Origin of the sequence: Psychrobacter sp. TAE2020, assembly GCF_018919485.1 — a bacterium.
GTDB lineage: Bacteria > Pseudomonadota > Gammaproteobacteria > Pseudomonadales > Moraxellaceae > Psychrobacter.
In genome coordinates, this window is sequence record NZ_JAHLMU010000001.1 from 782,283 (window position 1) to 806,465 (window position 24,183).

At 42.6% G+C, this 24,183-nt stretch carries 16 protein-coding genes and 1 pseudogene; 13 read left to right on the forward strand and 4 right to left on the reverse strand.

Features of this window, described 5'->3' with window-relative positions:
- Nucleotides 1–289 precede the first annotated feature (289 nt).
- Nucleotides 290–1,702, forward strand: a complete 1,413-nt coding sequence (locus KPY62_RS03010; protein WP_416384052.1) for a L,D-transpeptidase family protein — start codon at nucleotides 290–292, stop codon at nucleotides 1,700–1,702.
- A gap of 261 nt (nucleotides 1,703–1,963) precedes the next feature.
- On the opposite strand, the gene KPY62_RS03015 is transcribed toward KPY62_RS03010, so the two are convergent.
- The gene (locus KPY62_RS03015) at nucleotides 1,964–2,185 is read right to left on the reverse strand and encodes a hypothetical protein (RefSeq protein WP_216580757.1); all 222 of its coding nucleotides are present in this window, start codon (nucleotides 2,183–2,185) and stop codon (nucleotides 1,964–1,966) included.
- 421 nt (nucleotides 2,186–2,606) lie between these two features.
- Between KPY62_RS03015 and KPY62_RS03020 the strand changes: the two genes are divergently transcribed.
- The 5 genes and pseudogenes from KPY62_RS03020 (at nucleotide 2,607) to KPY62_RS03040 (ending at nucleotide 9,865) form a co-directional block, all read left to right on the forward strand.
- Nucleotides 2,607–4,232: a TIGR00341 family protein gene (locus KPY62_RS03020; RefSeq protein WP_216580758.1), complete on the forward strand. Its 1,626-nt coding sequence runs from the start codon at nucleotides 2,607–2,609 to the stop codon at nucleotides 4,230–4,232.
- 196 nt (nucleotides 4,233–4,428) lie between these two features.
- Nucleotides 4,429–7,101, forward strand: coding sequence for an alanine--tRNA ligase (gene alaS / locus KPY62_RS03025; RefSeq protein WP_216580759.1), 2,673 nt, complete (start codon nucleotides 4,429–4,431; stop codon nucleotides 7,099–7,101).
- 361 nt (nucleotides 7,102–7,462) lie between these two features.
- Complete coding sequence (locus KPY62_RS03030; RefSeq protein ID WP_216580760.1) at nucleotides 7,463–8,749, forward strand: aspartate kinase; 1,287 nt, start codon at nucleotides 7,463–7,465, stop codon at nucleotides 8,747–8,749.
- A gap of 381 nt (nucleotides 8,750–9,130) precedes the next feature.
- Nucleotides 9,131–9,298, forward strand: a pseudogene (csrA, locus tag KPY62_RS03035) (carbon storage regulator CsrA); the annotation flags it as partial.
- Nucleotides 9,299–9,490: 192 nt separating this feature from the next.
- Nucleotides 9,491–9,865: a HopJ type III effector protein gene (locus KPY62_RS03040; protein ID WP_216580761.1), complete on the forward strand. Its 375-nt coding sequence runs from the start codon at nucleotides 9,491–9,493 to the stop codon at nucleotides 9,863–9,865.
- Nucleotides 9,866–10,011: 146 nt separating this feature from the next.
- Here the strand turns inward: KPY62_RS03040 and KPY62_RS03045 are convergent, their stop codons facing one another.
- Both KPY62_RS03045 and KPY62_RS03050 read right to left on the reverse strand, forming a co-directional pair.
- Nucleotides 10,012–10,323, reverse strand: coding sequence for a YeaC family protein (locus KPY62_RS03045; protein WP_216580762.1), 312 nt, complete (start codon nucleotides 10,321–10,323; stop codon nucleotides 10,012–10,014).
- A gap of 46 nt (nucleotides 10,324–10,369) precedes the next feature.
- Nucleotides 10,370–11,374 carry an NAD(+) kinase gene (locus tag KPY62_RS03050; protein WP_216580763.1) on the reverse strand — a complete coding sequence of 335 codons (1,005 nt, stop codon included), beginning with the start codon at nucleotides 11,372–11,374 and terminating at the stop codon, nucleotides 10,370–10,372.
- 411 nt (nucleotides 11,375–11,785) lie between these two features.
- Between KPY62_RS03050 and KPY62_RS03055 the strand changes: the two genes are divergently transcribed.
- Nucleotides 11,786–12,508, forward strand: coding sequence for a Bax inhibitor-1/YccA family membrane protein (locus KPY62_RS03055; RefSeq protein WP_216580764.1), 723 nt, complete (start codon nucleotides 11,786–11,788; stop codon nucleotides 12,506–12,508).
- Between the two features lie 142 nt (nucleotides 12,509–12,650).
- On the opposite strand, the gene KPY62_RS03060 is transcribed toward KPY62_RS03055, so the two are convergent.
- A complete protein-coding gene (locus tag KPY62_RS03060) occupies nucleotides 12,651–15,551 on the reverse strand; it encodes a heavy metal translocating P-type ATPase (RefSeq protein ID WP_216580765.1) in 2,901 nt (966 codons plus the stop codon).
- Nucleotides 15,552–15,986: 435 nt separating this feature from the next.
- Here KPY62_RS03060 and mrcB point away from each other — a divergent pair, with 435 nt between their 5' ends.
- The 6 genes from mrcB (at nucleotide 15,987) to purH (ending at nucleotide 24,077) form a co-directional block, all read left to right on the forward strand.
- The gene (gene mrcB / locus KPY62_RS03065) at nucleotides 15,987–18,347 is read left to right on the forward strand and encodes a penicillin-binding protein 1B (protein ID WP_416384053.1); all 2,361 of its coding nucleotides are present in this window, start codon (nucleotides 15,987–15,989) and stop codon (nucleotides 18,345–18,347) included.
- Between the two features lie 135 nt (nucleotides 18,348–18,482).
- Nucleotides 18,483–19,502, forward strand: a complete 1,020-nt coding sequence (locus KPY62_RS03070; protein ID WP_216580767.1) for a tetratricopeptide repeat protein — start codon at nucleotides 18,483–18,485, stop codon at nucleotides 19,500–19,502.
- Between the two features lie 63 nt (nucleotides 19,503–19,565).
- On the forward strand, nucleotides 19,566–20,492 hold the full coding sequence (gene prmA, locus KPY62_RS03075) for a 50S ribosomal protein L11 methyltransferase (RefSeq protein WP_216580768.1): 927 nt from the start codon (nucleotides 19,566–19,568) through the stop codon (nucleotides 20,490–20,492).
- A gap of 168 nt (nucleotides 20,493–20,660) precedes the next feature.
- Entirely contained in the window at nucleotides 20,661–21,839 is a 1,179-nt protein-coding gene (locus KPY62_RS03080; RefSeq protein WP_216580769.1) for a DUF3426 domain-containing protein, read from the forward strand.
- A gap of 228 nt (nucleotides 21,840–22,067) precedes the next feature.
- Nucleotides 22,068–22,349: a helix-turn-helix domain-containing protein gene (locus tag KPY62_RS03085; RefSeq protein WP_324033934.1), complete on the forward strand. Its 282-nt coding sequence runs from the start codon at nucleotides 22,068–22,070 to the stop codon at nucleotides 22,347–22,349.
- 150 nt (nucleotides 22,350–22,499) lie between these two features.
- Nucleotides 22,500–24,077 carry a bifunctional phosphoribosylaminoimidazolecarboxamide formyltransferase/IMP cyclohydrolase gene (purH, locus tag KPY62_RS03090; RefSeq protein ID WP_216583090.1) on the forward strand — a complete coding sequence of 526 codons (1,578 nt, stop codon included), beginning with the start codon at nucleotides 22,500–22,502 and terminating at the stop codon, nucleotides 24,075–24,077.
- Nucleotides 24,078–24,183 lie beyond the last annotated feature (106 nt).

A 24,183-nucleotide genomic window follows, 5' to 3' on the forward strand; every position in this document is an offset into this window, starting at 1 on the left:
AATAATTTCAGGCTTTTTTTACTTTGATGCTTTAGCGAGTAGTCTATTGTTAGCTACTTATAAGTTATTAACAGAAAAACCGGTTCAGCTCCTGTGATTACAAGCTTACTAAAGTAGAGAAATATTGCCAAATTAGAGAAAAACTTGACTCAATTATCACGGCATTGTAGTGAATACGTCAGTTATTGACGTCTAACATTCTATTGCTTTAAAAAGATGTATCAAAAGTTTGCGCAGCGTCTCAATTATGCGCATAATAGTCCCATTAGTAGCAACCTTGTGATCAAATATTATGAAGATAAAGTTAATCGTTACCTCGATGTCAATAGCCGCACTTACCGCTGGTATCAATATCAGCGCTATTGCGGCTTCTACTGATAGCGCTCGAACTTTACCAGTACGCACGGCAGCTGGTTTGCCGGATATAGCGGTGTTGGCTAGTCTTAAAGTTGAAGAGAACCGTAATCGTTCTATCGATGCCAACTCTACTGCTAGTAAGCCGTCTAAAGATAAAACCACTAAGACCACGGATAGCATGGGTAAACTGATTGATAATCAGCGCACTCAAGCAGCAGTACCGAGTGTCAGCGCTGATAACATGAGTGTTGAAGAGCTGACTCGTAAAGATCAGCAGTCTCAAAGCACTGACGACATTAGTGACGGACAAGCGGTTGCTGGCCCTAGCGCCGCCTCACTTGCTTCGACTGATTCTTCATCTTATGAGCTTGCAGAGAGTCAGCCAAGTCAAGATGCTAGTAACGATTCTTCTATCAAGAGTATCGAAGATGTCAATGGCAAAACTCATACTACTTTGAACTTGTCCAATTATGCTAAGCAAGTTAACGGTTCGACTTGGTCGCCGAATATGAACGTCAATTCAGCAATGACGATCAAGATACAAGCGTTGTTGGATTGGAATCATGCTTCTCCTGGTCCTATTGATGGTGGCTGGGGCATGAACAGTAAAAAAGCTTTGATCAACTTTCAAAATATGAAAGGCTTGCCAGCGACGGGTAAAATGGATCAAAAAACTTGGGATGCTTTAGTTAAAAACATTCCTGCGAACAAACCAGTATTAGTGACTTATACTTTGACTGATGAAGATCTAAAAACCAACTTTGCCACTACTCCTACTGGATCAGAGGCAAAATCAAAAGTGAAAGGTCTTTATTATCAAGATATAAAAGAGATGCTCGGTGAGCGTTTTCATATGGATGTCCGTTATCTAGATAAGCTTAACAAGAATAAAGCTTATAAAGCTGGTGAAACGATTACTGTATTGAACAATCGTGGGCCGCTTAATCAGCGTATTAACCGAGTAGTTGCCAATAAAGCCGATCAAACTTTGTATGCTTATAATGGTGACAAGTTAGTAGCTACCTATCCGACTACTGTTGGTAGTAGTAGCACGCCTTCACCACAAGGTACTTTCAAGATCGTCAATAAAGTCAAAATGCCGTGGTATAAAGCAACTGTTGGCGAAGGTGATCAAAAGAAAGTACATATGCTACCACCAGGACCTAATAATCCAGTAGGCGTAGTATGGATGGGTTTATCTAAACCTTCTTATGGCTTACATGGCTCTCCTACTCCTGAAGGCATCAGCCGCCAAGCGTCAGCAGGTTGTGTGCGCTTGACCAACTGGGATGTACTTGAGGTTTATGCCAATATAGAAAATGGTGCCACGGTAGTACTACAATAATTGGTTAGAGCTTTACAGCAGATTAACTATTGTCTCAGCTAAATTAGTAATAAAAAACAGCTCCTTTTTTGGGAGCTGTTTTTTATTGGGATAATTTTTTATTAGTATAATTAATGACTATGTCTATTAGTTGCTCTACTTATTAATAACTATGGGTATTAGTGCTATGTCTCTCGTTCAACATGCCCTAGTTTAACAGGCTCTAGTTCCTCAAACTTCGCTACTATTTAAACTTGTACCTCAAAAGATCCCAGTGAGCGCTTAAGCAATAATGTCTTTATAACCTTCTTCGTTACCAGTAATACTACCTATTTTTTTAGTGAAATATAGTCCTGCTGGTATAGAGACTAACAGACCTATTGCTACCGCAATTTGAATATGAGGAATTTCATTGAAACCTGTGACTAAGGCGGTGATCATAAATATTCCAACGATAACCGTAGCTGCCATAGAGTAGATTACAGAAAATAATGGCCAGTTCATAATTTAATCCTTATTTAAGTTGTGTGTTTATCTTGTATACCTACTTTATACCTCATATCCACACAATTAGTAAGTATTTCCAATAGACGCTACAGCCTTTTATTTTCAGTGACTCTTACCTAAAACCATGCTACTATTAGGGAGTTAGTTGAGGTGTTACAAAATACCTCTAATAGCTACTTTTTACTCAGCATCAAGTCTTATAAATAACTTTATTAATGTATGGTTACTACGTGATTAATGCATGCTTACTATATGGTTGCTTTTTACCATGTACTTAACATCCCTATCTTTGACCTCATCTTTATACTCCTAGTATTAACGGAACCTCTGCTATTGGGTCATAAAAATATAGACATCTTTTGAGCTTTATCATTACAATAAGAATTTCGTCTTATTCTATGACTAAAGTGACCTTATCATGACTTCACCCTCTAACCCTCAGCACTCATCCGCAACAGATACTGATAATAGCGACGGTTACGAGGACGCTAATTTGCAAGGCCTACAGGCCGAGAATGAAGATTATGCTAATGGTGATCATCCGCTAAGCACTCAAGACGGTTTAGCCGCCCAACACCCTAAGTTCAAAGTAAAAATGACCTCACCTAGTCCCGATGTGGTTATCGCTACTGTAGAGCCTGAAACTGAAATCGAAGCTGTTGAAAACTCCAGTGATGAGTCAAGGTCAGGCTTAGATACAAGCTTAGATACAGACTTAAATGAGGCTATAGACTCCAACGCTGGTGATAATGGCCATACCACTCTCGATAGCACCCTTAATATTACCCTCGCTAAAAACCGCGCTAGCGACAGCTTTTCTAATAGCCCTCCACTAGCGGCGGCAGACCGTAAAAAAAGCAATGCAGCGTTAGAGTCAGAGTCTATAGCTTCGGTGGAATCTTCAGAACAGCAAGAGGAAGAAGAAGTTAAAGAAGTCAAAGAAGCCAAAGAAGCCAAAGAAGCCAAACTCGAGTCCTATAAACAGTTTATTGCTAGACAATTTAGCGATCAAAAAATAGATTATCCGGAAGTACGGGTTACTATCGAAGCTAACGCCTTACCTAGCAAAATGTATTTCGTGATGAATGTCTTGTCAGCGATCATTGCCAGCTACGGGCTAGTGACCAACTCTGCGGCTGTAGTGATTGGTGCTATGTTAGTAGCGATGATGCTGGGCCCTATTACTGGCGTGGCGCTAGCTATCATTGATTACCGTATGCCACTACTACGCAAATCGTTGATTACTGTCTTCCTTGGTATATCTTTAGTAGTGCTAGTAGGTTTTGTGGTCGGCTGGTTACATAGAGATCAAGCGCTGACCGCAGAGATCTTATCGCGTACTCAGCCTACATCGATGGACTTAATGATAGCGCTAGCTGGTGGTACGGCAGGGGCTTATGCCATGGTATCGCCGCACTTATCGGTGGCGGTAGTGGGAGTGGCGGTAGCTACCGCTTTAGTACCCCCCTTAGCCGCTAGCGGTATCTTATTCGCCAATGGTGAGATGCAGCTTGGGCTGGGCGCTTTACTGCTAGCCATTACTAACATCATCGCTATCCAATTCACTAATGCGATGGTGCTATGGTTCTTAGGCTTTCGCCGTTTAGTCGACGATGATTATAAGTCGAATACTTATCTAACTTTTTTGCGACGTAATGCGGTTACTTTATCGTTATTAGTAGGCTTAGGTATCTACTTAACTATCAACCTAAATACCACTGCCAAGCAACAAACCTTTGAGAACAATGTTAAAGACTCGATTAACAGCTACTTTATAGATAAAGGTAATGTATTGACTAATACTCAGTTTGATAAAGCCAATGGTTACCAAACTATTCGTGCGGTCATTCGTGGTGAGACTACGCCTAGCTCTTACGATGTACGCCAAATTGAAGCTACTATCACTCAAAGTATGGCTGACAACTTTCCCGATTATTTACCCATTAAGCTGCAGCTGCGTTACTTACCAGTACAAGTTATTGAGTCCGATCCTCTTATTGCTGACCAGCTGGATAAAACGGATGCCGCTATCTTGAGCAACTAATGACGTTGTACTTTGCAAAAACTAAGCCTAAGCTATCAGCAGTAGCATTTACTCCTAAGCGTAAGCGTGAATGGTCAAACACCTTATAAGCATTTGTGCTAAAATCGCTTGCAAAATTATTTAATCTAATTTTGCTCTATTTTTCCTCCGTTTTACTTCATTTTTTACTTATTCTATCCGCCAGTAAGGAGCCGCTGTGAGCCAGCCATTTCGCTCAGCCGATATTCGCCAAGCTTTTATCAATTTTTTTGTGAGTAAACAGCACACCTCAGTCCCCTCATCGAGCTTGATTCCCCATAATGATCCAACCTTGTTGTTTACTAATGCGGGTATGAATCAGTTTAAAGAGACTTTTTTGGGTATGGAGCCGCGCGATTATACTCGTGCAGTGACCTCGCAAAAGTGTGTACGTGCTGGCGGCAAACACAATGACTTAGATAACGTCGGCTATACTGCACGTCATCACACTTTCTTTGAGATGTTAGGTAATTTCTCCTTTGGTGATTACTTTAAGCAAGCGGCTATCGCTTATATTTGGGAATTTTTGACTGCAGATGATTGGTTAGCTATCGATAAACAGCGCTTGTATGTCACAGTCTATGAGACTGATGACGAAGCCTTTAATATCTGGCATAAAGATATCGGTATTCCAGTAGAGCGCATCATCCGTATTGGCGACAATAAGGGCGCCCCTTACGCTTCTGATAACTTTTGGACTATGGGTGATACAGGTCCTTGCGGCCCTTGTACTGAAGTCTTCTATGACCACGGTGCTGATATAGAAGGTGGTTTACCTGGTACTCCTGAAGAAGATGGTGACCGTTATATCGAGATTTGGAACTGTGTATTTATGCAGTTTAATCGCCAAAAGGACGGCACGATGCTGCCTTTACCTGCTCCTAGTGTCGATACTGGCATGGGTCTTGAGCGTATCAGCGCTATCATGCAAGGTGTCCATGGTAACTATCAAATCGATTTATTTGAGCATCTGATGGATGCAGCTGCTGCGGTGTTAGAGATTAATAATGAGCAACAAGCCTCACTTAAAGTGATCGCTGACCACATACGTGCGGTATCGTTCTTAATTGCTGATGGCGTGATGCCTAGTAATGAAGGGCGTGGCTATGTCTTACGTCGTGTCATTCGTCGTGCCGTGCGTCATGGCAATAAGCTTGGCGCTGAGAGTGAGTTTTTCTATAAAATGGTTACGCCTTTGGTTGCTGAGATGGGCGCAGCCTACCCTGAGCTAACTGAAAAGCAAAGCGTCATAGAAAACGCTATCCAAAAAGAAGAAGCGCAATTTGCTAAGACTCTAGCACAAGGGTTACGCTTATTGGCTACTGAGCTTGATGGCTTGCAAGATGGTGACGTACTCTCAGGTGAGGCCGCTTTTAAACTTTATGATACTTATGGCTTCCCTCTAGATTTGACTGCTGATATTACTCGTGAGCGTGGTATTCGCATCAATGAAGATGAGTTCGATGAACACATGCAAGCGCAGCGTACTCGTGCGCGTGATGCTGGCAAGTTCGATGTTGATTATAGCAGCGTCATTCAAGTCGATAATCCTACTGAGTTTATCGGCTACGAGCATTTAGTAGATGCTGATGTCGAAGTTATCGCTGTTTATCAAGACGGTAATCCAGTGACTAGCTTAGCTGAAGGCGACGAAGGGGTTGTGGTACTTAATCGTACGCCTTTCTATGCTGAGGGTGGCGGCCAAGTCGGTGAGCTGGGCGAAATTCGTACTGCCTCTGGGGTTTTCGAAGTTCAAGATACCAAAAAATCTGGCCAAGCGATCATCCATTATGGGGTGGTCAATATGGGTACTATTAATAGCAACCAGAGCGCAGAAGCTCAAGTGCTATCTAGTATTCGCGCCGCTAGTGCCAAGAACCACTCTGCCACTCACCTATTACATGCCGCATTGCGCGAGGTACTAGGCGATTCAGTCAGTCAAAAAGGCTCTATGGTCTCCAGTGATGTGCTACGTTTTGACTTTGCTTATGATCAACCAGTAACTGCTGCTGAAATTAGCCGAGTCGAGCGCTTAGTTAACGAACAAATTCAGGCCAATACCACTGCTCATATCGAGAGTATGTCTATCGATGAAGCTATGGAAAAAGGCGCTATGGCTTTGTTCGGCGAAAAGTATGGTAGCGATGTTCGAGTGCTAACTATGGGTACTGATAGCATCGTTAATGGCAAACCGCAGCCTTTCTCTATCGAGCTATGTGGCGGTCTGCATGTTAAACGTACTGGTGATATTGGCTTGTTTAAAATCACTAGTGAGTCCGGTATTGCTGCTGGTATACGCCGTATTGAAGCCGTTACCGGTATGGGGGCTATCAAGTATATTCAGCAAAACGACCAGCAATTAAGTACTCTTGCCAGCCAGCTAAAAGTTAAACGTCCCCAAGTTGCCGAACGGGTACAGACTATGGCTGATAAGCAGCGCGACTTAGAAAAAAAGCTGGAGCGCTTACAACAGAAGCTAGCCAGTGCTCAAGCCGCCGACTTACTCAGCGAAGTACAAACTATTGCCGGTACTCCTGTATTGATTAGTACTTTAGCTGGTATTGACGGTAAATCGATTCGTCCCTTAATGGATGATATCAAATCAAAACTACCTGATAGCGTTATAGTATTAATCGGCGATAAAGAGGAGCAGTTGGCCCTCTCAGCAAGTGTCGCCAAGTCGGTCACTAGTCGTATAAAAGCGGGTGATATCATCCGTCATTTAGCCGGCGAGCTTGGTGGTAAAGGCGGCGGTAAGCCTGACTATGCTCAAGGCGGAGCACCAAAAGTAGCTAACACTGTAGAAGTCATCAGTGCACTACCCGCTTGGATTGAAACGCAACTAGGTTAAACTGGCTACACTGGCTTTACTGATATAGCTAACTTGCTACAACAATATGGTTAAACAGCACAAAGCACTCAGATAGGATAAATAATGACTGCTACTAGGATTGGTTATAATTGTCTATAACCAATCGCCATGTATCTAACTATACTTGCGACTTAATTTTGGCGTGCAAATATGGTATAACGTACATGGCCTATCTGTATATCAAAGCATGACTAGCAAAGCTAATACAAGCTGGCAGAGCTAGGCTAGCACCCCATTCTTATAATCCGGCTTTTATCCGTCATTGATGTCGATGCAGAATCCTATTGGTTCTAATCGACCATGATAGATAGCCCTTGGTGAATAATAGGTAAAAATTTTTATGGCACTTATAGTACAGAAATACGGCGGCACCTCAATGGGTAGTATTGACCGCATCAAAAATGTCGCTAAGCGAGTCAAACGTTGGCACGACCATGGCCATCAAATCGTGGTAGTAGTTTCTGCTATGAGTGGTGAAACTAACCGTCTGATCGATTTAGCACGCCAAATTAGTAGTCAGCCTGACCCACGTGAATATGATCAAATGGTGTCAACTGGTGAGCAAGTATCGATCTCACTGCTAGCTATGGCGATTAAAGAGCTTGGCATTGGCGCACGCTCATTCACTGGTCGCCAAGTAGCGATAAAGACGGATGCCGCTCATAATAAGGCTCGTATTGAGTCGATTGATGACAAGAATATTCGTGAGCAATTAGACGCTGGTAATGTAGTGATAGTCGCCGGTTTTCAGGGTATCGATCAATATGGAAACGCTACTACTTTAGGTCGTGGTGGTTCTGATACTACTGGAGTCGCTATTGCTGCCGCTCTAGGCGCTGATGAGTGCCAAATCTATACTGACGTTGACGGGGTCTATACTACTGACCCACGCGTAACCTCAAAGGCCAAAAAGCTTGAAAAAATAACTTTTGAAGAAATGCTAGAGATGGCTAGTCTCGGCTCAAAAATATTACAAATCCGCTCAGTAGAGTTCGCTGGCAAATATGGTGTGCCGTTACGAGTATTATCGAGCTTTGACACAGATACTGATGGCAGCTTTGACGAGGATTTCAAAAACAACGTTGGCACTTTAATTACCATAGACGAAGGAGATAGTATGGAACACGCAATCATTTCAGGTATCGCTTTTAACCGCGACGAAGCAAAAATTGTAGTACGCGGTGTTCCTGATCACCCAGGTATTGCTTCCGCTATCCTTAGCCCTATTGGACGTGCCAATATCGAAATCGATATGATCGTACAAAACCTATCGACTAATGGCACTACTGATTTCAGCTTTACTGTTAATCGCAGCGACATGGACAAAACCATGAAGGTGCTCAATGAAGAAGTTAAAAATGAGATTGGCGCTACTGATGTACTAGGTAACAGTGATGTGGTTAAAGTGTCACTAGTCGGTGTTGGCATGCGCTCTCATGCTGGTGTAGCTAGCCTTATGTTCCAAACTTTGGCTGAAAACAATATCAATATTCAAATGATATCGACCAGCGAAATAAAAGTATCTGTCCTGATTCAAGAACAATATCTAGATAAAGCGGTAAAATCGCTACATACTGCTTTTGGTCTTGATCGTGAAGACGGTGAGAGTATTGTTGCTGGGCAGTAGACTTACTGATAGGGTGTCCAAAAGACTTATAGCCACAATTTAATAAAACAGGATTGTTTATAATCCTGTTATTTATTATTAATTGTTACTGATGGCCGGTTTACCTACCAATTTTGTGAAAATCAGTGACAGCCCTTACTAGGCGTCTTATAATAGACGCTTCATCTGGGCAAGATGAATTTTTTAATTATTATCATCGTTATTCGCACTATTTTTCAGCAGTCTACTGAACCTTAATTTTGGTTATGATTAACAAGTTAAATCACTCTGTTTTTCATAGTTTATAACTATTGGGCTAGTTTTTGGTAGCGATGGTATCCTGCAACTGAGATATAACACCATGCATAATAGTTTATTACTGCGACATAAGGAGTGTGACGTATGTTGATTTTGACCCGCCGTGTGGGCGAGACATTGATGATTGGCGACGAAGTTAGCGTAACGGTCTTAGGCGTTAAGGGCAACCAAGTACGTATTGGGGTAAATGCACCAAAAGATATTGCGGTACACCGTGAAGAGATATACCAGCGTATTCAAGATGAGCGTTCGGTACAGTCGCAAATGCAGCATCTAGAGCAAGGCAATTTTGCACCGTCATTTGATGATGAAGACTATTTCAATCGTTAATAATCAATTGCTATAGAATCTTACTAAGATCTTTCATTTTTAACCCTAACTAATAAGCATCTATTAAACACTTTCAATACTAATTGGTTTAATTCGCTTTAAGGTCATCTACTTATGAGTATTCGCCAGTCAGACGTATCAGCTCTGCTTAATGGTTTGAGTAAAAGAGCTCTTGGATTCAATGATGTTATCAGTTTTATCGATGACTTCTATCGTTACGCTCCTAAATCATTCACTAATGGCATGGTTCATAATGCTGCTGGTGATAACGAGGGTAGTGCTAAAATTTTTGGTTTTGCCATGCATCATGGTCTTAGCCAATTAGACACCCTCAAACTATTTGGTGAATACTATATCCAAGTACTAGAGACTCCTAATGGTACTGATCACGCCAATATCCGTAACTTTCTACACTGGGGTTGGCAAGGATTCTTGATGCAAAAGAATCCACTGACTGTACGTCCGAACGTCGATACTACTGCGCTTTAACGCTGCACCAGCTTAAAATTAATACCAAAAAGAGCCTCGCTATTATTAATAGCTTGGCTCTTTTTAATGGTTCTGTATTATTAGCACTCTAAGCCTAACCGATTAGCAATAATATCGGCTTAACTGGTAAAGCTTTAGTGCTATACCTATTTGTTGCGGAATTTTACCGGTTGTATTGCCCCTTTCGGATTAGGCATATTAGGATAATGATGCTCATGCTCGACATCGCATTCAGCACCTACTTTAGTGCCATCTGCCGCTACTGGCTTATGTATATAACCAGTGCGCTCAGCAGGTGCTAAATGTTCGTGCTCCCATATCATTATCGCTTGCATACAAGTCTCACGCTGATCATCTGTCAACTTGCGCCCATCAGGCCATTTTCCCAACTCTATAGCCATACGAAACTTGTCAGCAACTTCTGGGGTTAGACTGGCTAATATGGTTTGTTTGTCCATGTTATTTGCTCCACTTACTGTTTTTACAGGCTACCATTAAAGACGTTTATTCACCTTCTATAATATCATCATCATCATCGAGATCGAACTCTTCAGCATGGACGTTCCAGTGTAGCTTAGTACGACAAGCTTCATAGAACTCAAAGCCAGGCGGATGCAATAAAGTCAGCTTATCAGGATGCTTACGGATATATAAACGCTGCTGTTGATCTAAGGCAATGCTGGGCTTACCATCAGCGCTCACCATAGGCTGAGTGCGATTATCTTCATGAATACGAATGCAAATTTCACTGTTGCCACTGACGACGATAGGCCGACTCGACAGGGTATGCGGATGCATAGGTACTAGGCAAATAGCATCCATGCTAGGGTGAACAATAGGACCACCACCTGATAATGCATAAGCCGTTGAGCCAGTAGGTGTTGCCACTATTAGACCATCGCTATGCTGTCGATAAACGTCTTGACCATCAATTTTCATCTGAAAGTCAATCATATGTACTGACTTGCCAGCATGCAACACGATGTCGTTAAGCGCCATATCCTCATGGATAATTTTATCGCCTTCTCGTATTTCCATAGTCAGTAAGAAGCGATGATCAAGCTGGTACTCACCCATTAGCACTTGGTGTAGCTTTGAGGCCACCTCATTAGGTTTTACATCAGCTAAGAATCCTAGACGACCACGGTTGACCCCTAGTACTGGTACCCGATAGCGAGCGAGTGCTTCAGCAGCATGCAGAATAGATCCATCGCCACCAACTACGATCACTAAATCAGAAATCTCACCAATTAGACTACGCTTAACGATTTTAACTTTTTCAATTTCTGTTAAGTCTAGAGTAGGTAGTTCTGCGGTTTCTACATCCATGATCAAGGTCAAACCCATCTCATTAACGATATTTGCAACTTGTACTAAACTTTGGGTCACACTACGCTTCCCAGCTCTACCCATTAAACCAATACGGCGAAATGCTGGGTTCTTTATAGCGTGAAATAGCTCTGATTGGTGTAAATGCGGCAATCTTGTCGACTGCGCTGAGTTTTCCATAGATGACTCGGCATAGCGTTGAGTGGGGAGACAATAGTAAATTGCCTAATGAAGGTACATCGCGTTATTGATAACAATGATAACCAGAAATAAGCGCTTAGACCAGCCCGTTTTATCAATTATCATTGTTAATAATGATAATAACCCCCATATATTGATTATCAAATATCTATTTATGAACCATTATACTGCTACTTAGTGTCTGCTCAATGCTACTAATCTATTTATCTCGCTGCTTATTTATCTGAGTACAGTTATTAGTTAATATCAGGGAAGTTAGTAGCTAACATCAGAGTAGGCAAGCGACTCGAGCGCTTAAAACACTCACGCAAACACCGTTGACAATAATTACGGTTTTGCTAAAGTAGCAAACATCTATATTATTTTTTATTTATTATTAAGGATACAAGTATGGCAAATCCTATTGTCAGTCGCGCAGAACTTGCGATCGGCGGTGAGCCAATGACCGTCAAAGGTGTTATACAAAAGACCAGTTTATTACTGGGACTTGCCGCTATCACTGGCGTCGGCTTCTTCTTTTATGCGCTTATGGCTGGTTTATCGCAAGGTTTTATTACCATGGCCGCTTTTGGTAGTATGTTTGCGGCCTTTGGTTTAGCTTTGTTTATTACTTTTAAACCTCATAAAGCCAAAACCTTTGCCGTACCTTATGCGCTATTAGAAGGTATTTTCTTGGGTGGTATCTCACTATTCTTTATGAGAATGTACCCCACTGTACCCGTAACCGCAATGTGTGCTACTTTTGTCACGGCAGCAGTGATGCTTGGATTATATCGTTCTGGGCTAATCAAAGTCACGCAAAAGCTCCGTTCAATCGTAACTTCAGCGATTATTGCTATTATGCTAGTTTATGTAGCGCAATGGGTGTTATCTCTAGCTTTTGGTTCAAGTCTCCCTTTCTTGTTTGAAGGCGGCACTATTGCTATAGGTTTTAGCTTATTTGTGATTGTTATTGCTTCTTTTACTTTACTACTCGACTTCGATAATATCGATCGTGGTGTAGCCGCTGGTATCTCAGAAGATTATGAGTGGTTATTTAGTATTGGTATTTTGGCTACTTTGGTGTGGATGTATATCGAATTTATGCGTCTACTTAGCTATTTGCAAGACTAGTTGAACGGGTAGTGTTAACAGCATTAAAAACCATCAAATAATAAAAACCGTCGATAATCTAATTATCGACGGTTTTTTTATCGCTAAAGGTTTTATCTATATAGTAGGTACAGCTATTAACGGCTATCAAATAGCTTCTAAGTTAAGCACGTTTTAAACGTAGCGCGTTTAACACTACTAACAGTGAGCTTAACGACATGCCAATAGCAGCCAACCAAGGGGGTACATAGCCAAATATAGCCGGTATTAACACAATACCGTTATAAGTTAAGGCCCAACGGAAGTTTTGTCTAATAATACGCTCAGTTTTATCAGCAATACGCTTAGCTGCAGTAATAGCTTCGATCTGACCATTTAGAATAATACTATCGCTTGATACTTGTGCTAAATCTGCAGCACCAGCAATAGACGTAGAGACATCAGCTGCTGCTAATACTGGTGCATCATTGATGCCGTCACCGACCATCAATACTACCCCACCTTGCGCTTGTATCTGCTGAATATGATCGACTTTGCCTGTAGGTGACAAGCCATTATAAGCCGACTGCATCCCTAAAGACTTAGCCATAATCAGTGCTTGCGGACTAGGGTCACCCGTCAGCATAACTGACTCTAGGCCAGCAGCCTTAAGCGCATCAAGCATAGCTTGTGCAGTATCACGTACCTTGTCATTGAAATAAAAACAAGCTAGTGCTTGCCAGTTAGTTGCTGATTCGCCAGTAGTCGAAGATGTTTGTTCATCAACTTGCTGACAAGATAGCACTACCGCTGAGCTAGCCCGCTGACTGACTAAGTCGATAGTGACTTTATCACTGATTAGTTTATCGCTAGTTGCTTCATTGCTAGCATTGCCGCTATCTAAAGCAAAATCAAGGTGACCAATCCGGTATCTTACCCCATCAAGTAGCGCCTCGACACCGCCAGCTGGATAATGAATCAACTGTTGGGTTGCTGGTAAATGCAGTTGATAAGCAGCCGTCAGTAACGCATGAGCGATAGGGTGACGACTACCGACTTCTAAAGCTGCGGCAATCGATAACCACTGATCTTTTTGTGCCGCTAAGTCCAGCTCATTATTAGGCTTTAATAGCTCAATATTTAATAAGTTAGGCTTACCATAAGTTAAAGTACCCGTCTTATCAAAGCCTACGTGGGTAATCTCAGCTAAAGTCTGTAAAGTATGACCACGAGTGGTTAAGAACCCGTAGCTAGCCAATCTATTAGTGGCTACCGTTAAAGCAATCGGTGTGGCTAAAGATAATGCACAAGGACAAGTGGCTACTAGCACTGCTACTGTCGCCCAAATCGCTTGGCTAGGATCGACGATATACCAGCCGACAAACACGAATACTGACAATACTAGTATCCGCGCTACAAACCAGCGTGCTAGTTTATCTGCTTGCTGGGCCAGCTTAGGTTTTTCACTCATCGCCCTATTCATTAACCGATCAATTAGCCCGATCTGACTGTCTGCTGGCAAGGCAGTAACTAACATCTGGAATGGTTGACTGTCGTTTTGTGCACCACCAATAATATAATCACCTTGGGTTTTTATAATCAAGTCGCCCTCACCCGTTAGCAGGCTTTGCGAGACTGTTGCCGTTTGACTGAGCAAAATACCATCACTGATAATCTCGGCCCCGGCTTCAATCATAACGATGTCACCAACTTGCAAGCTATGAGCAGTAACCATTTTCTTGGCCACTGCTGGCTCTACTTGTTGAGAATCGCTGTTGCCAGCTAAAGTTTGTTGCTTATTCTTCTGCTGCCAAGCAATAGCAATACGCTCAGTGATAGCATGTAGCTTACTATCCATCCCTTGCATAAAGTTTGCTGCTACATCCATAGTCGGCGAAATAGCGGACGTCATAGCTAGAGTACCAGTCGCCTGGCTAGCAGATGCGGTCATAGCGGCGTTAGTGTTAATACTAGTATCGCCTTCGATATCAGTAGCAGCGCTAGGCGCAACAGCGTTTGCTGAGCTCATCTGTTGCAAGATAAGGCTAGCAGCCTCTTTATCTTCGGCTATTTTCTGTACTAATATAGGCTCAATGACTACCAAATCATTAGCCATAGTGGCGGCTTTTAAGCGTGCATTGTGCTCGATATAGCGCCCAGCCAATAGGAAGAAAATAAACATACTAACCGAATCATAATAAGTCTGGCCGTTGCCAGTGATAGTAGCGTAGAGACTAGCGAAAAAAGTAACTATCAGTGCCACACTGACGGGCACATCCATATTAACTTGCCGAGCACGAACTGCTGACCAAGCGGAGGTAAAGAACGGCACGCCAGCATAGAAGAACACCGGTACACTAACGAAGAGAGATACCCAGCGCAAAAAGTCGCGTTGTAGTATTAACATACCGCTGTGCTCACCAAAGTACAGCGCCACAGCATACATCATCGCCTGCATTGCCCCAAGCGCCGCAATCCCTAATCTCAATAGCATTTTATTATTATGTTTAGCGAGCATTGCCTCGTGGGTGTCTTGCCGATACGGTTTGGCCTCATAACCAATTTCGTTGATGACTGCCAAGATACGACTGATAGGTAATTTAGCTTCATCCCAAACGATACGCATGCGCTGATTGGTTAGATTGACCTGACACTTACTGATGCCATCAATCTCATACAGTCTCGACTCGATCAACCAAGTGCAAGCCGCACAGCGTAAATTATTGACAGATAACTCAGCGACGGATAGACCATCTTGCGCATAGACGAACTGCGACTTAATTTCTTGGTGATCATAAGCTTCTAAGCGCGTCAATTGAATAGGCAAGCTGGCCGTACGGTTAATCTCTGAGCGATCCAAATAATACTGCTCAAGACCGGCCTCAACGATACTTTGTGATGCCAACTGACAACCCATACAGCACATCTCACGTGAGCTACCTAGTACGTCAGTATGGAACGGTGGACGTGGTACAGGATCCCCACAATGAAAGCAGTGGCCAATTGGTGGCAATACTAGCCCTTGAGTAATCGAGTGATCATCGTAGTTAAGGGCATTCGATGGCAGTGATGAAACGCTAGACATGGTATTTAGTATTTCCTTTAGACAAATTTTCTAGGCGATCTACTGCTGTTAATTCATAAAAAACACATCATAACAGCGCCGATAAGTTGCTATTTTATATACTGTTTATAGACTAAATTAACGGCCTTAGGCGCTTTATTAAAAGCCAACTGGCATTTAATGTTATTATGATAGCGCTAAAGTAATAACTAGTAATGGTTATTATACACCCTCACAGCTCAAAGCTAATCAATAGATATGGTGATGATGATAGATTGAAAGTTTTATCAATTTACGTCATTATAAGGCAGTTTTTTATATCCAAACGGTGCGTTATCAGTGCAAAAACCCTATTCTACCCCGCCAAAATCAGCCAAAATAGTAATAAGTACTCTGCCCTCGCAACAGCGCGGTTTAGTGATTAGCAGCATTTTGCTGATTATTGTCATTGCTGGTATGGTGCTCTTAGCCCTTTACTTAGTCAAACTTGATCGCACTATTACTAAAAAGTTTGAAGGCAAGCGTTGGGATATCCCAGCAAAAGTGTACTCGCAGCCTCTTGAACTCTATCAAGGCGCTAACGTCGATAACGATACTATGAAGAGTTGGCTTGAGCTGCTCAATTATCGCAGCAATAAAGCTTATGACCGTACTGGTAGCTATCATAAATCCGGTAATAATTACTTTATTCATACTCGTGGCTTTAGTTACAGCGCTAATGATGTTGATAAAGAACAAGTTATCAAGATGACCATCTCTGATAACAAAATCTCAGCCATTCAAAGCACTGAGCAAAATAAGACTGGTATTATTCGCCTAGAACCAGTGAATATCGGTGGTATCTACCCTGATAATAACGAAGACCGCATGGTTGTCTCTTTGGATGATGTACCTCAACCACTTATTGATGCTTTAGTAGCGACTGAAGATCGTGGTTTTTATAAACACAAAGGTGTCTCTATACGGGGTATTGCGCGGGCAGTCCTTAATAACTCCTCTGGCGGCGCTCGTCAAGGTGGCTCGACCATCACCCAACAGCTGATAAAAAACTTCTATCTCAATTCAGATCGTACTTTGAAACGTAAAGCCAATGAAGCTTTGATGGCGGTATTATTAGAATTGCATTATACCAAGGACGAGATCCTACAAGCCTATCTAAATGAAATCTATTTAGGTCAGAATGGCAACCGTTCTATTAACGGTTTTGGTTTGGCCTCGCAGTTTTATTTTGATCAGCCTCTTAACGAGTTGCGGGTCGATCAACAGGCTTTGTTAGTCGGTATGGCGAAAGGTCCTAGTGTTTATAACCCTCGTCGAAATCCTAACGACTCTAAAGCGCGCCGTAATACTGTGTTAAACAATATGCTGACTATTGGGGTACTTAATCAGAAAGAGTATGACGCAGCCATAAAGAAACCTTTAGGCGTGGTTGATAAGCCGGTAGAAGGTAAAAGCCGTTTTCCTGATTTTTTAGATATCGTCAAACGCGAACTCAATGATGTGTACTATTCTGACGATCTAAAGAACGAAGGTTTGATTATTATCAGTACCCTCGATCCTATCACTCAAATGGCTGCTGATAAAGCCGTTAGCAACAAACTTAGCGATTTGCGTCGCAATAGTAGTAAAACCAAAGACCTACAAAGTGCCTTAGTTAGTGCTAATCCTGAAACTGGTGAGCTAGTTGCCGTGGTAGGTAGTGGTAGCGAGTTTACTGGCTTTAATCGTGCTGTCGATGCCAAGCGTCAAGTCGGCTCGTTATTGAAACCGATAATTTATATGACCGCTTTAGAGAGTGGTCGCTATAACTTGGCAAGTTCTGTCGATGACTCGCCTATTACTGTTAATTTAAGCGACGGCACTGATTGGAACCCAAAGAATTATGACAATCGTGATCATGGTTATGTTCCATTGACTACCGCCTTAGCCAAATCCTATAATCAAAGCGCGGTACGCTTAGGTATGGAATTTGGGCTAGATTCATTTGCCAAACAGTTACGACGCTTAGGAGTTGAAGAAAAAATTCCTCCTTACCCATCAGCACTGTTAGGTTCCGTCAACCTTAGCCCGATGGATATGCTTGGTGTGTATCAAGTGTTTGCTACTGGTGGCTTTCGCACGCCTATTCATAGTATTCGTACGGTTGTCGACGATCGTGGACGTATTTTACAACGCACAGGGTTAAATACTCAGCGCAGCGTACCACCTGAAACCAACTACTTAGTCAATTATGCGCTACAACAAGTGGTTAAAGACGGTACTGCTAAGAGTATTCAATCTCTAGGTAGCAACCTCAATCTAGCCGGGAAAACAGGAACCACTAATGACTTTCGCGATGCTTGGTTTGCTGGCTACAGCGGCAACTATGTGAGCGTGGTTTGGGTGGGTCGTGATGATAACAAGCCTATAGGTCTCAGTGGTGGCAGCGGTGCGCTACCGGTTTGGGTCGATTATATGAAACGCTTAAAACTGACGCCAGTGTCTATGTCTGAGCCCGAAGGTATTGAGTGGTTATGGCTTGAAAACAACTCTGGTAAGTTATCTAACGAACGCTGTGCTAACGCCCGCTATTTACCAGTTCTCTCTGCTTATTTGCCAGAAGAAGCTAGTAGTTGTGCTCTTGATTTATATCAGCAAGATCGTGCTCGTGAACAATCGCAGCTTGAGGGTGAACAAGACGCTATCAATCGCCAACGCCAACGCGAAGGGTTAGATACCCCTAATAGCGATGGGACACAACAGAATGATAATCAAGCAGATGGTGAAGGACAAAGAAACGCCGACACTTGGTATGATCGAGCCCTTGAGTGGTTCTAGAGCTTGACCCACTAGTAACTAACTAATCTAGCAGCCAATTAAACTAAGCAGCAGTCATCTAGAGTTATGGCTGCTGTCTCTACATGTATTAAAATAAAGATTTTATCAAAAATGTGGTGATAAAAGGGTGTCAACATGGCAATATTTAAGCGATCAGCAGTCCCTATAGCTATAGAATACAACAAACTATCTATCTGCTTATCGACTAAGGTCAAGCTACCTCAAATAATTATTGCTGAGACTACTATTGGCAACACTAAAACTAATATAAGCCCACTTTGGCAAACAGGATGCTCTAAAGGATTACTATCGATAAGCGTATTGTTTGCCTGCTTGCTATTAAGTGCCTGTCAAACTGCGCCACTCTCGCCAGCAACGCCTTCAGTAAATCCTTCAGTAAAAAGCCCTAAGGCTTCGGTGGCGGTAGACTCTCGGTCCACAGTACAGCGCACTATAATTATTCCTACCGCCGATGAGTTAGAACAAGCTGATAGTGACTACACTATTGATGAGGATAGCTACGCAGATGAAGATTACTCTGACGATGGCTATTATACTAATAGCGGCTACGCTGATGATGCTAACGACTATACTATAGAGCCTTATATACCACCTGCTCCCAGTAATACTGCGCCTTCTACTCAAATACTTCCTGATGCGGCTATTAATCAGTCGGTTAATCAACCAGTTTATGAGACCAATACTGCGCCAAGCACTGCTGCACCTTCTAACCGTGATCCTGTCAGCTCAAGACTACCGCCTCTGCCCTCGCACAATGATCTATTAGAGCGTGCACGGCAAAATTCTCAACAGCAAACTCGTAAAGCCACTGCTAATAGTAGCAGCTTGCCAGCGTTTCGCAACTTGATGCAAGTTGGCATCAGTCAATTAAAAGCTGGGCAATTGACAGCAGCAGAGAGTAGTTTTACTCGTGCTCAACGTCTGGCCCCTAAATCTTCAGCGGTCTATTTCTATTTGGCACAAGTTGCGCTAAAGAAGAGTCAGCCTCGTAAGGCTGAAGCTATGGCGCGTCGTGGTTTAGTCGTTTCTGAAGATGCTAGTCGTCGTCGTGCTCTTTGGCAGATTATCCTAAAGTCTGGACAAGCCCAAAACAACACTCGAGTGATTAGTGAGGCCAAACAAGCCTTGCGCTAACCGCTAGGGTGTTAATGCAAGCACTTTAAATATTTTTATACTAATTTTAACTGAGGTTATTTTATGGCATGGCAACAACTACACTTACAATGTGAAAAAGCAAACGTCGATCTTGCTGAAGCCCTACTGCTAGAAGCAGGCGCTCTATCTATCGCTCTCGATGATGCTGGAGATCAGCCTTTATTTGAGCCGCTTCCTGGTGAATCCCCGTTATGGGACGAGGTAATCTTAACAGGGCTATTTGACGCTAGTGCAGAGAATGGCAGTCGACAAGCCGTTGAACAACTAAGTCATGAGATTGCTGCAGAAGTTAATGCCAGTCGTATTTGGCTTACTGCTGTTGCCGACAAGGATTGGGAACGTGAGTGGATGAGCCATTACCATCCTATTGAATGCGCTAACAATCTATGGATTGTACCTAATTGGCTGACCCCACCTAAACCTGAAGCCACTAATATCATCATGGATCCGGGTCTAGCTTTTGGTACTGGCTATCATGCTACTACGCGTTTATGTCTAGATTGGCTGACTGAACAAGACTTAACCGATAAAGTAGTGATCGATTATGGTTGCGGTTCAGGTATCTTGGGAGTGGCTGCTTTGTTATTAGGAGCAAAGCATGTTTATGCCGTAGATATCGATCCACAAGCGGTGCTTGCCACCAATCAAAACGCTGCTCGCAATAATGTTGAAGGTCAGCTACAAGCATTCTTACCTGACGATTTCCGAGCCTTTTGTGCTGAGCAGCAAGTCAGTGCGGTTAATGTGATTGTGGCTAATATTTTGGCCAAGCCATTAATAAGCCTAGCTCCTTATTTTGCCACCCTAATTGCCGATAAAGGTCGAATCGTGTTGGCAGGCTTGATTGAATCGCAAACCCAACAAGTTAGTGAGGCTTATAGCCCCTATTTCGCCTTAGATGCCAAGCATGCCTATACGGCACAGGAGGATCAACATTGGCAGCGCTTATCAGGAACTTTTACAGGCTAGCAACATTTGATTACATCTGTTACGATAACTACTCAGCTAATGTTTATAAATTTAACACTATAATCTGCCTATAAATTTCTTTGTTTAGGGCAAAGTAATAGAGATTCTGTTTTAAGGAGCAGCATTCGGTAAACCACACCATTGCATTATCTTTTAGGATTCAATGATATGACCCCTTCGACTCAAACTCGCTGCCCGCATTGTCTTAGCTGTTATGACTTGCCAGCAGCACAGTTAGACCAAGCGGCATCTAGGGGTCGCTGTAGTAAATGTCAGCAGTTTTTTTTAGTTAATGATCACTTAGTGGCGTCTGTTGACAAACCGTACGCTGTAGCAGAAGATAACTCGATAATTATTACTCATCCGGCTAGCCAAAACCAGCTTGATCGTACAGCAGAGTCTGGCAGCTATCATTTTAATAATCGTGTTTCTAAAGTCTCTAAATACAATAAAGTCTCTAAATATAATGGGGTCAGTGCTAACCACAGTGACCCTGATATTGATACGGTCAGGGATATAAAGGATAATACTGATGTTGTTACTGCTGAGCTAGATAGTATTAATAGCTCTAAATTTCATTCTGAACCGATAAAGTCAATTGACTCTATAGCTTGTGAACACTCAGTAATTGTTGATATTGATGATATTGATGATATTGATGATGGTGAGACTAATGTGTGGCAAGCCCTGTTAGATGAGGCGTTGAGTGAGGATACAGACAATGTTAACCCTTATCAGGCTACTGATAAAGTCGCTGAGCCCAGTGCAGTTACCCCTTTGTCAACTAGTAGAAACGCTATAGCCTATTCTCAATCCATAGTTCAACAGTCTAGAAGTACTGCGCAAGCTCGTAGTCAACCTATAAAGGCGAATCCACACACACCTGTAGCCTCACTACTATGGTTAGTAGGTTGTCTGGTACTAGTACTATTACTATTTGCACAATACATTATTTTTAACTTAAACACTTTGATTAAAAACCCAGCTTACGCTGCAAAACTACAAGCCCTTTGCTCAGTGGCCATTTGTAGCTTGCCTAGTGCTAACTTAGCCATGTTTAGTATAACTAAGCAGTCTCATAGCCGTAGTCAAGTAAATACAGCCATTAATTTTAGTGATATAAAAGCAAATCTAGTCAATAAAAGCATATACAAACAGCTACTGCCTAGTTTGAAAGTGACTGTGTATGATAAAGCTGGCTTGCTTGGCGCTTTTATCGCTATGCCAGAGGATTATTTACTCAGTAACCAAAGCCAACTTGCGGGTAATAAGAGTAAATCATTAATGTTCACTATCCCAGTAGCGGTACAGAAAATTCAGCAAGTTACTATCGAGGCTATTTATTAGTTATTAGGTCGCTGATTGCTTGCTGCTTACGGACTATCAATAATAAGACCTTTTGCTTGTTACTGACTCTGTCATCTTATAACCCTATAGTTTATTATCAGTCTTACCTGCTGCTCATCTCAAGGATATTACTTTATGGCATCCCATGCACACAACTCTGACCATCTTGCTCATAGTGCTGATGCTACTACTGATCACAACTGCCCTAGTCAAACTGTGGCCGCTATAATCTATGAGGATAGCAATAAATCCCCAGAGGTAACTAGCGCTATAGAGAGCGTAGTACCGCTACATATCCATGTAGAACGTGCTGTGCGTCAATACCTTAATGCTCTAGGCGATGAGCTCCCGACTGACTTATACGAGCTTATTTTGAGACAAGTAGAATTACCGCTACTAACCGTAGTCCTCGAGCAAAGTCGTGGTAATCAGTCCAAATGCGCGCAAATTTTAGGCCTCAACCGTGGCACGCTGCGCAAAAAACTAAAGACTTATAACTTGATGTCATAGAGAGACTGTTTATAAATTACTTACAGATTATTTATAAACGGTCATCCACTTTTGTATAAACTGCTTAAATGTTTTATGATGCTTACTCGTTTTCCCTCGTTCTCCTTTGCCAGACAACCGTGTCAGGCTTTTTTTATGGAAATTTATCTCATGGGTACAACAGCACTTGCACTACTCTCGGTCTCTAACAAATCCGGTATTGTTGAATTTGCTCAAGGTCTAATCAAATCAGGCTTTGGCTTATTATCGACTGGTGGCACTTATCGCTTACTTAAAGAACACGATATCGCCGTTACTGAAGTGTCGGATTATACTGGCTTCCCTGAAATGATGGATGGGCGTGTTAAGACCCTACACCCTAAAATTCACGGTGGTATTTTGGGTCGTCGTGGCATAGATGATGAGATCATGAGCGCACATGCGATCGATCGCATTGATCTAGTAGTCGTTAATTTATACCCTTTTGCCGAGACTATTGCTCGCGCTAATGTGACTATGGATGAAGCTATCGAAAACATCGATATTGGTGGCCCAACTATGGTACGTGCAGCAGCTAAGAACCATGCTGATGTGGGTATTGTTACTGATCCTGCTGACTATCAGCGTGTGCTTACTGCCCTAGGTGACGATACCAAATTGAGCGCTGAATTGCGCTATGATTTGGCAGTAAAAGCCTTTGAACATACCGCTCAATACGATGGCATGATCGCCAACTTCTTAGGCTCTCGTGTTAATGAAACTCAGCAACCAGAAGCCTTTGCGCGCACTTTTAATGTGCAGCTTAATAAAGTACAAGACCTACGCTACGGCGAAAACCCTCATCAACAAGCCGCTTTTTATGTTGAGAGTCAATTAGCAGCTAGTCAAGCTTCAATCGCCACTGCTAAGCAGTTACAAGGCAAGGCGCTGTCGTATAACAACATTGCCGATACGGATGCTGCTCTTGAATGTGTCAAAGCGTTTAGCACCCCAGCTTGTGTCATCGTCAAACACGCTAACCCTTGTGGTGTAGCTATTAATAACGATCAAGTAGTGGCTTATCATACTGCTTTTAGTACTGATCCTGAGTCATCATTTGGCGGTATTATTGCGTTTAATACTCAATTGACAGTGGCTACCGCCAAAGCTATTATCGACAGTCAGTTTGTAGAAGTTATCATTGCGCCTAGTATTGAAGACGGTGTATTGCAAGTGACTGCTAGTAAGAAAAACGTCCGCGTACTAGTCTCAGGTGCGCTACCTACCCCAGCTGAGCGTCACGCGCAACTAGATTACAAACGGGTGAATGGTGGCCTACTAGTACAACAGCAAGACTTAGCTATTATCACTGCCAATGAGCTTAAAATTGTCACTGATGTCCAGCCTACTGAGTCGCAAATTGCCGACTTACTATTCTCTTGGACGGTGGCCAAATATGTGAAGTCTAATGCTATTGTTTACGGCAAAAACCAGCGTACTATAGGCGTGGGCGCAGGACAGATGAGTCGCGTTAACTCAGCTCGTATTGCTGCTATCAAAGCTGAGCATGCTGGACTTGCTACTGCTGGCGCAGTCATGGCCTCAGATGCTTTCTTCCCATTCCGCGATGGTATTGATAACGCGGCAGCAGTAGGTATTTCTGCGATTATTCAACCAGGTGGTTCTATGCGTGATGACGAGACTATTGCTGCTGCTAACGAGCACGGTATCGCTATGGTGTTTACTGGCATGCGTCACTTTCGTCATTAAGCTGGCATCAATAAGTTAGTAGCAAAAGCGCTTAGCTAGCTACCGCTTAAGCCTTAAAGCCAAAAAAGCCACTGCGTTAACGCAGTGGCTTTTTTATAGGCTATCA

What these genes read in the sequence shown, in the direction of transcription:
- KPY62_RS03040 (WP_216580761.1), top strand. Translation starts at nt 9,491, where the DNA reads ATGAGTATTCGCCAGTCAGACGTATCAGCTCTGCTTAATGGTTTGAGT.
- purH (WP_216583090.1), top strand. Translation starts at nt 22,500, where the DNA reads ATGGGTACAACAGCACTTGCACTACTCTCGGTCTCTAACAAATCCGGT.
- KPY62_RS03050 (WP_216580763.1), bottom strand. Translation starts at nt 11,374, where the DNA reads ATGGAAAACTCAGCGCAGTCGACAAGATTGCCGCATTTACACCAATCA.
- KPY62_RS03020 (WP_216580758.1), top strand. Translation starts at nt 2,607, where the DNA reads ATGACTTCACCCTCTAACCCTCAGCACTCATCCGCAACAGATACTGAT.
- KPY62_RS03080 (WP_216580769.1), top strand. Translation starts at nt 20,661, where the DNA reads ATGACCCCTTCGACTCAAACTCGCTGCCCGCATTGTCTTAGCTGTTAT.
- KPY62_RS03070 (WP_216580767.1), top strand. Translation starts at nt 18,483, where the DNA reads ATGGCAATATTTAAGCGATCAGCAGTCCCTATAGCTATAGAATACAAC.
- KPY62_RS03060 (WP_216580765.1), bottom strand. Translation starts at nt 15,551, where the DNA reads ATGTCTAGCGTTTCATCACTGCCATCGAATGCCCTTAACTACGATGAT.
- prmA (WP_216580768.1), top strand. Translation starts at nt 19,566, where the DNA reads ATGGCATGGCAACAACTACACTTACAATGTGAAAAAGCAAACGTCGAT.
- KPY62_RS03030 (WP_216580760.1), top strand. Translation starts at nt 7,463, where the DNA reads ATGGCACTTATAGTACAGAAATACGGCGGCACCTCAATGGGTAGTATT.
- KPY62_RS03015 (WP_216580757.1), bottom strand. Translation starts at nt 2,185, where the DNA reads ATGAACTGGCCATTATTTTCTGTAATCTACTCTATGGCAGCTACGGTT.
- KPY62_RS03045 (WP_216580762.1), bottom strand. Translation starts at nt 10,323, where the DNA reads ATGGACAAACAAACCATATTAGCCAGTCTAACCCCAGAAGTTGCTGAC.
- KPY62_RS03055 (WP_216580764.1), top strand. Translation starts at nt 11,786, where the DNA reads ATGGCAAATCCTATTGTCAGTCGCGCAGAACTTGCGATCGGCGGTGAG.
- mrcB (WP_416384053.1), top strand. Translation starts at nt 15,987, where the DNA reads ATGGTGCTCTTAGCCCTTTACTTAGTCAAACTTGATCGCACTATTACT.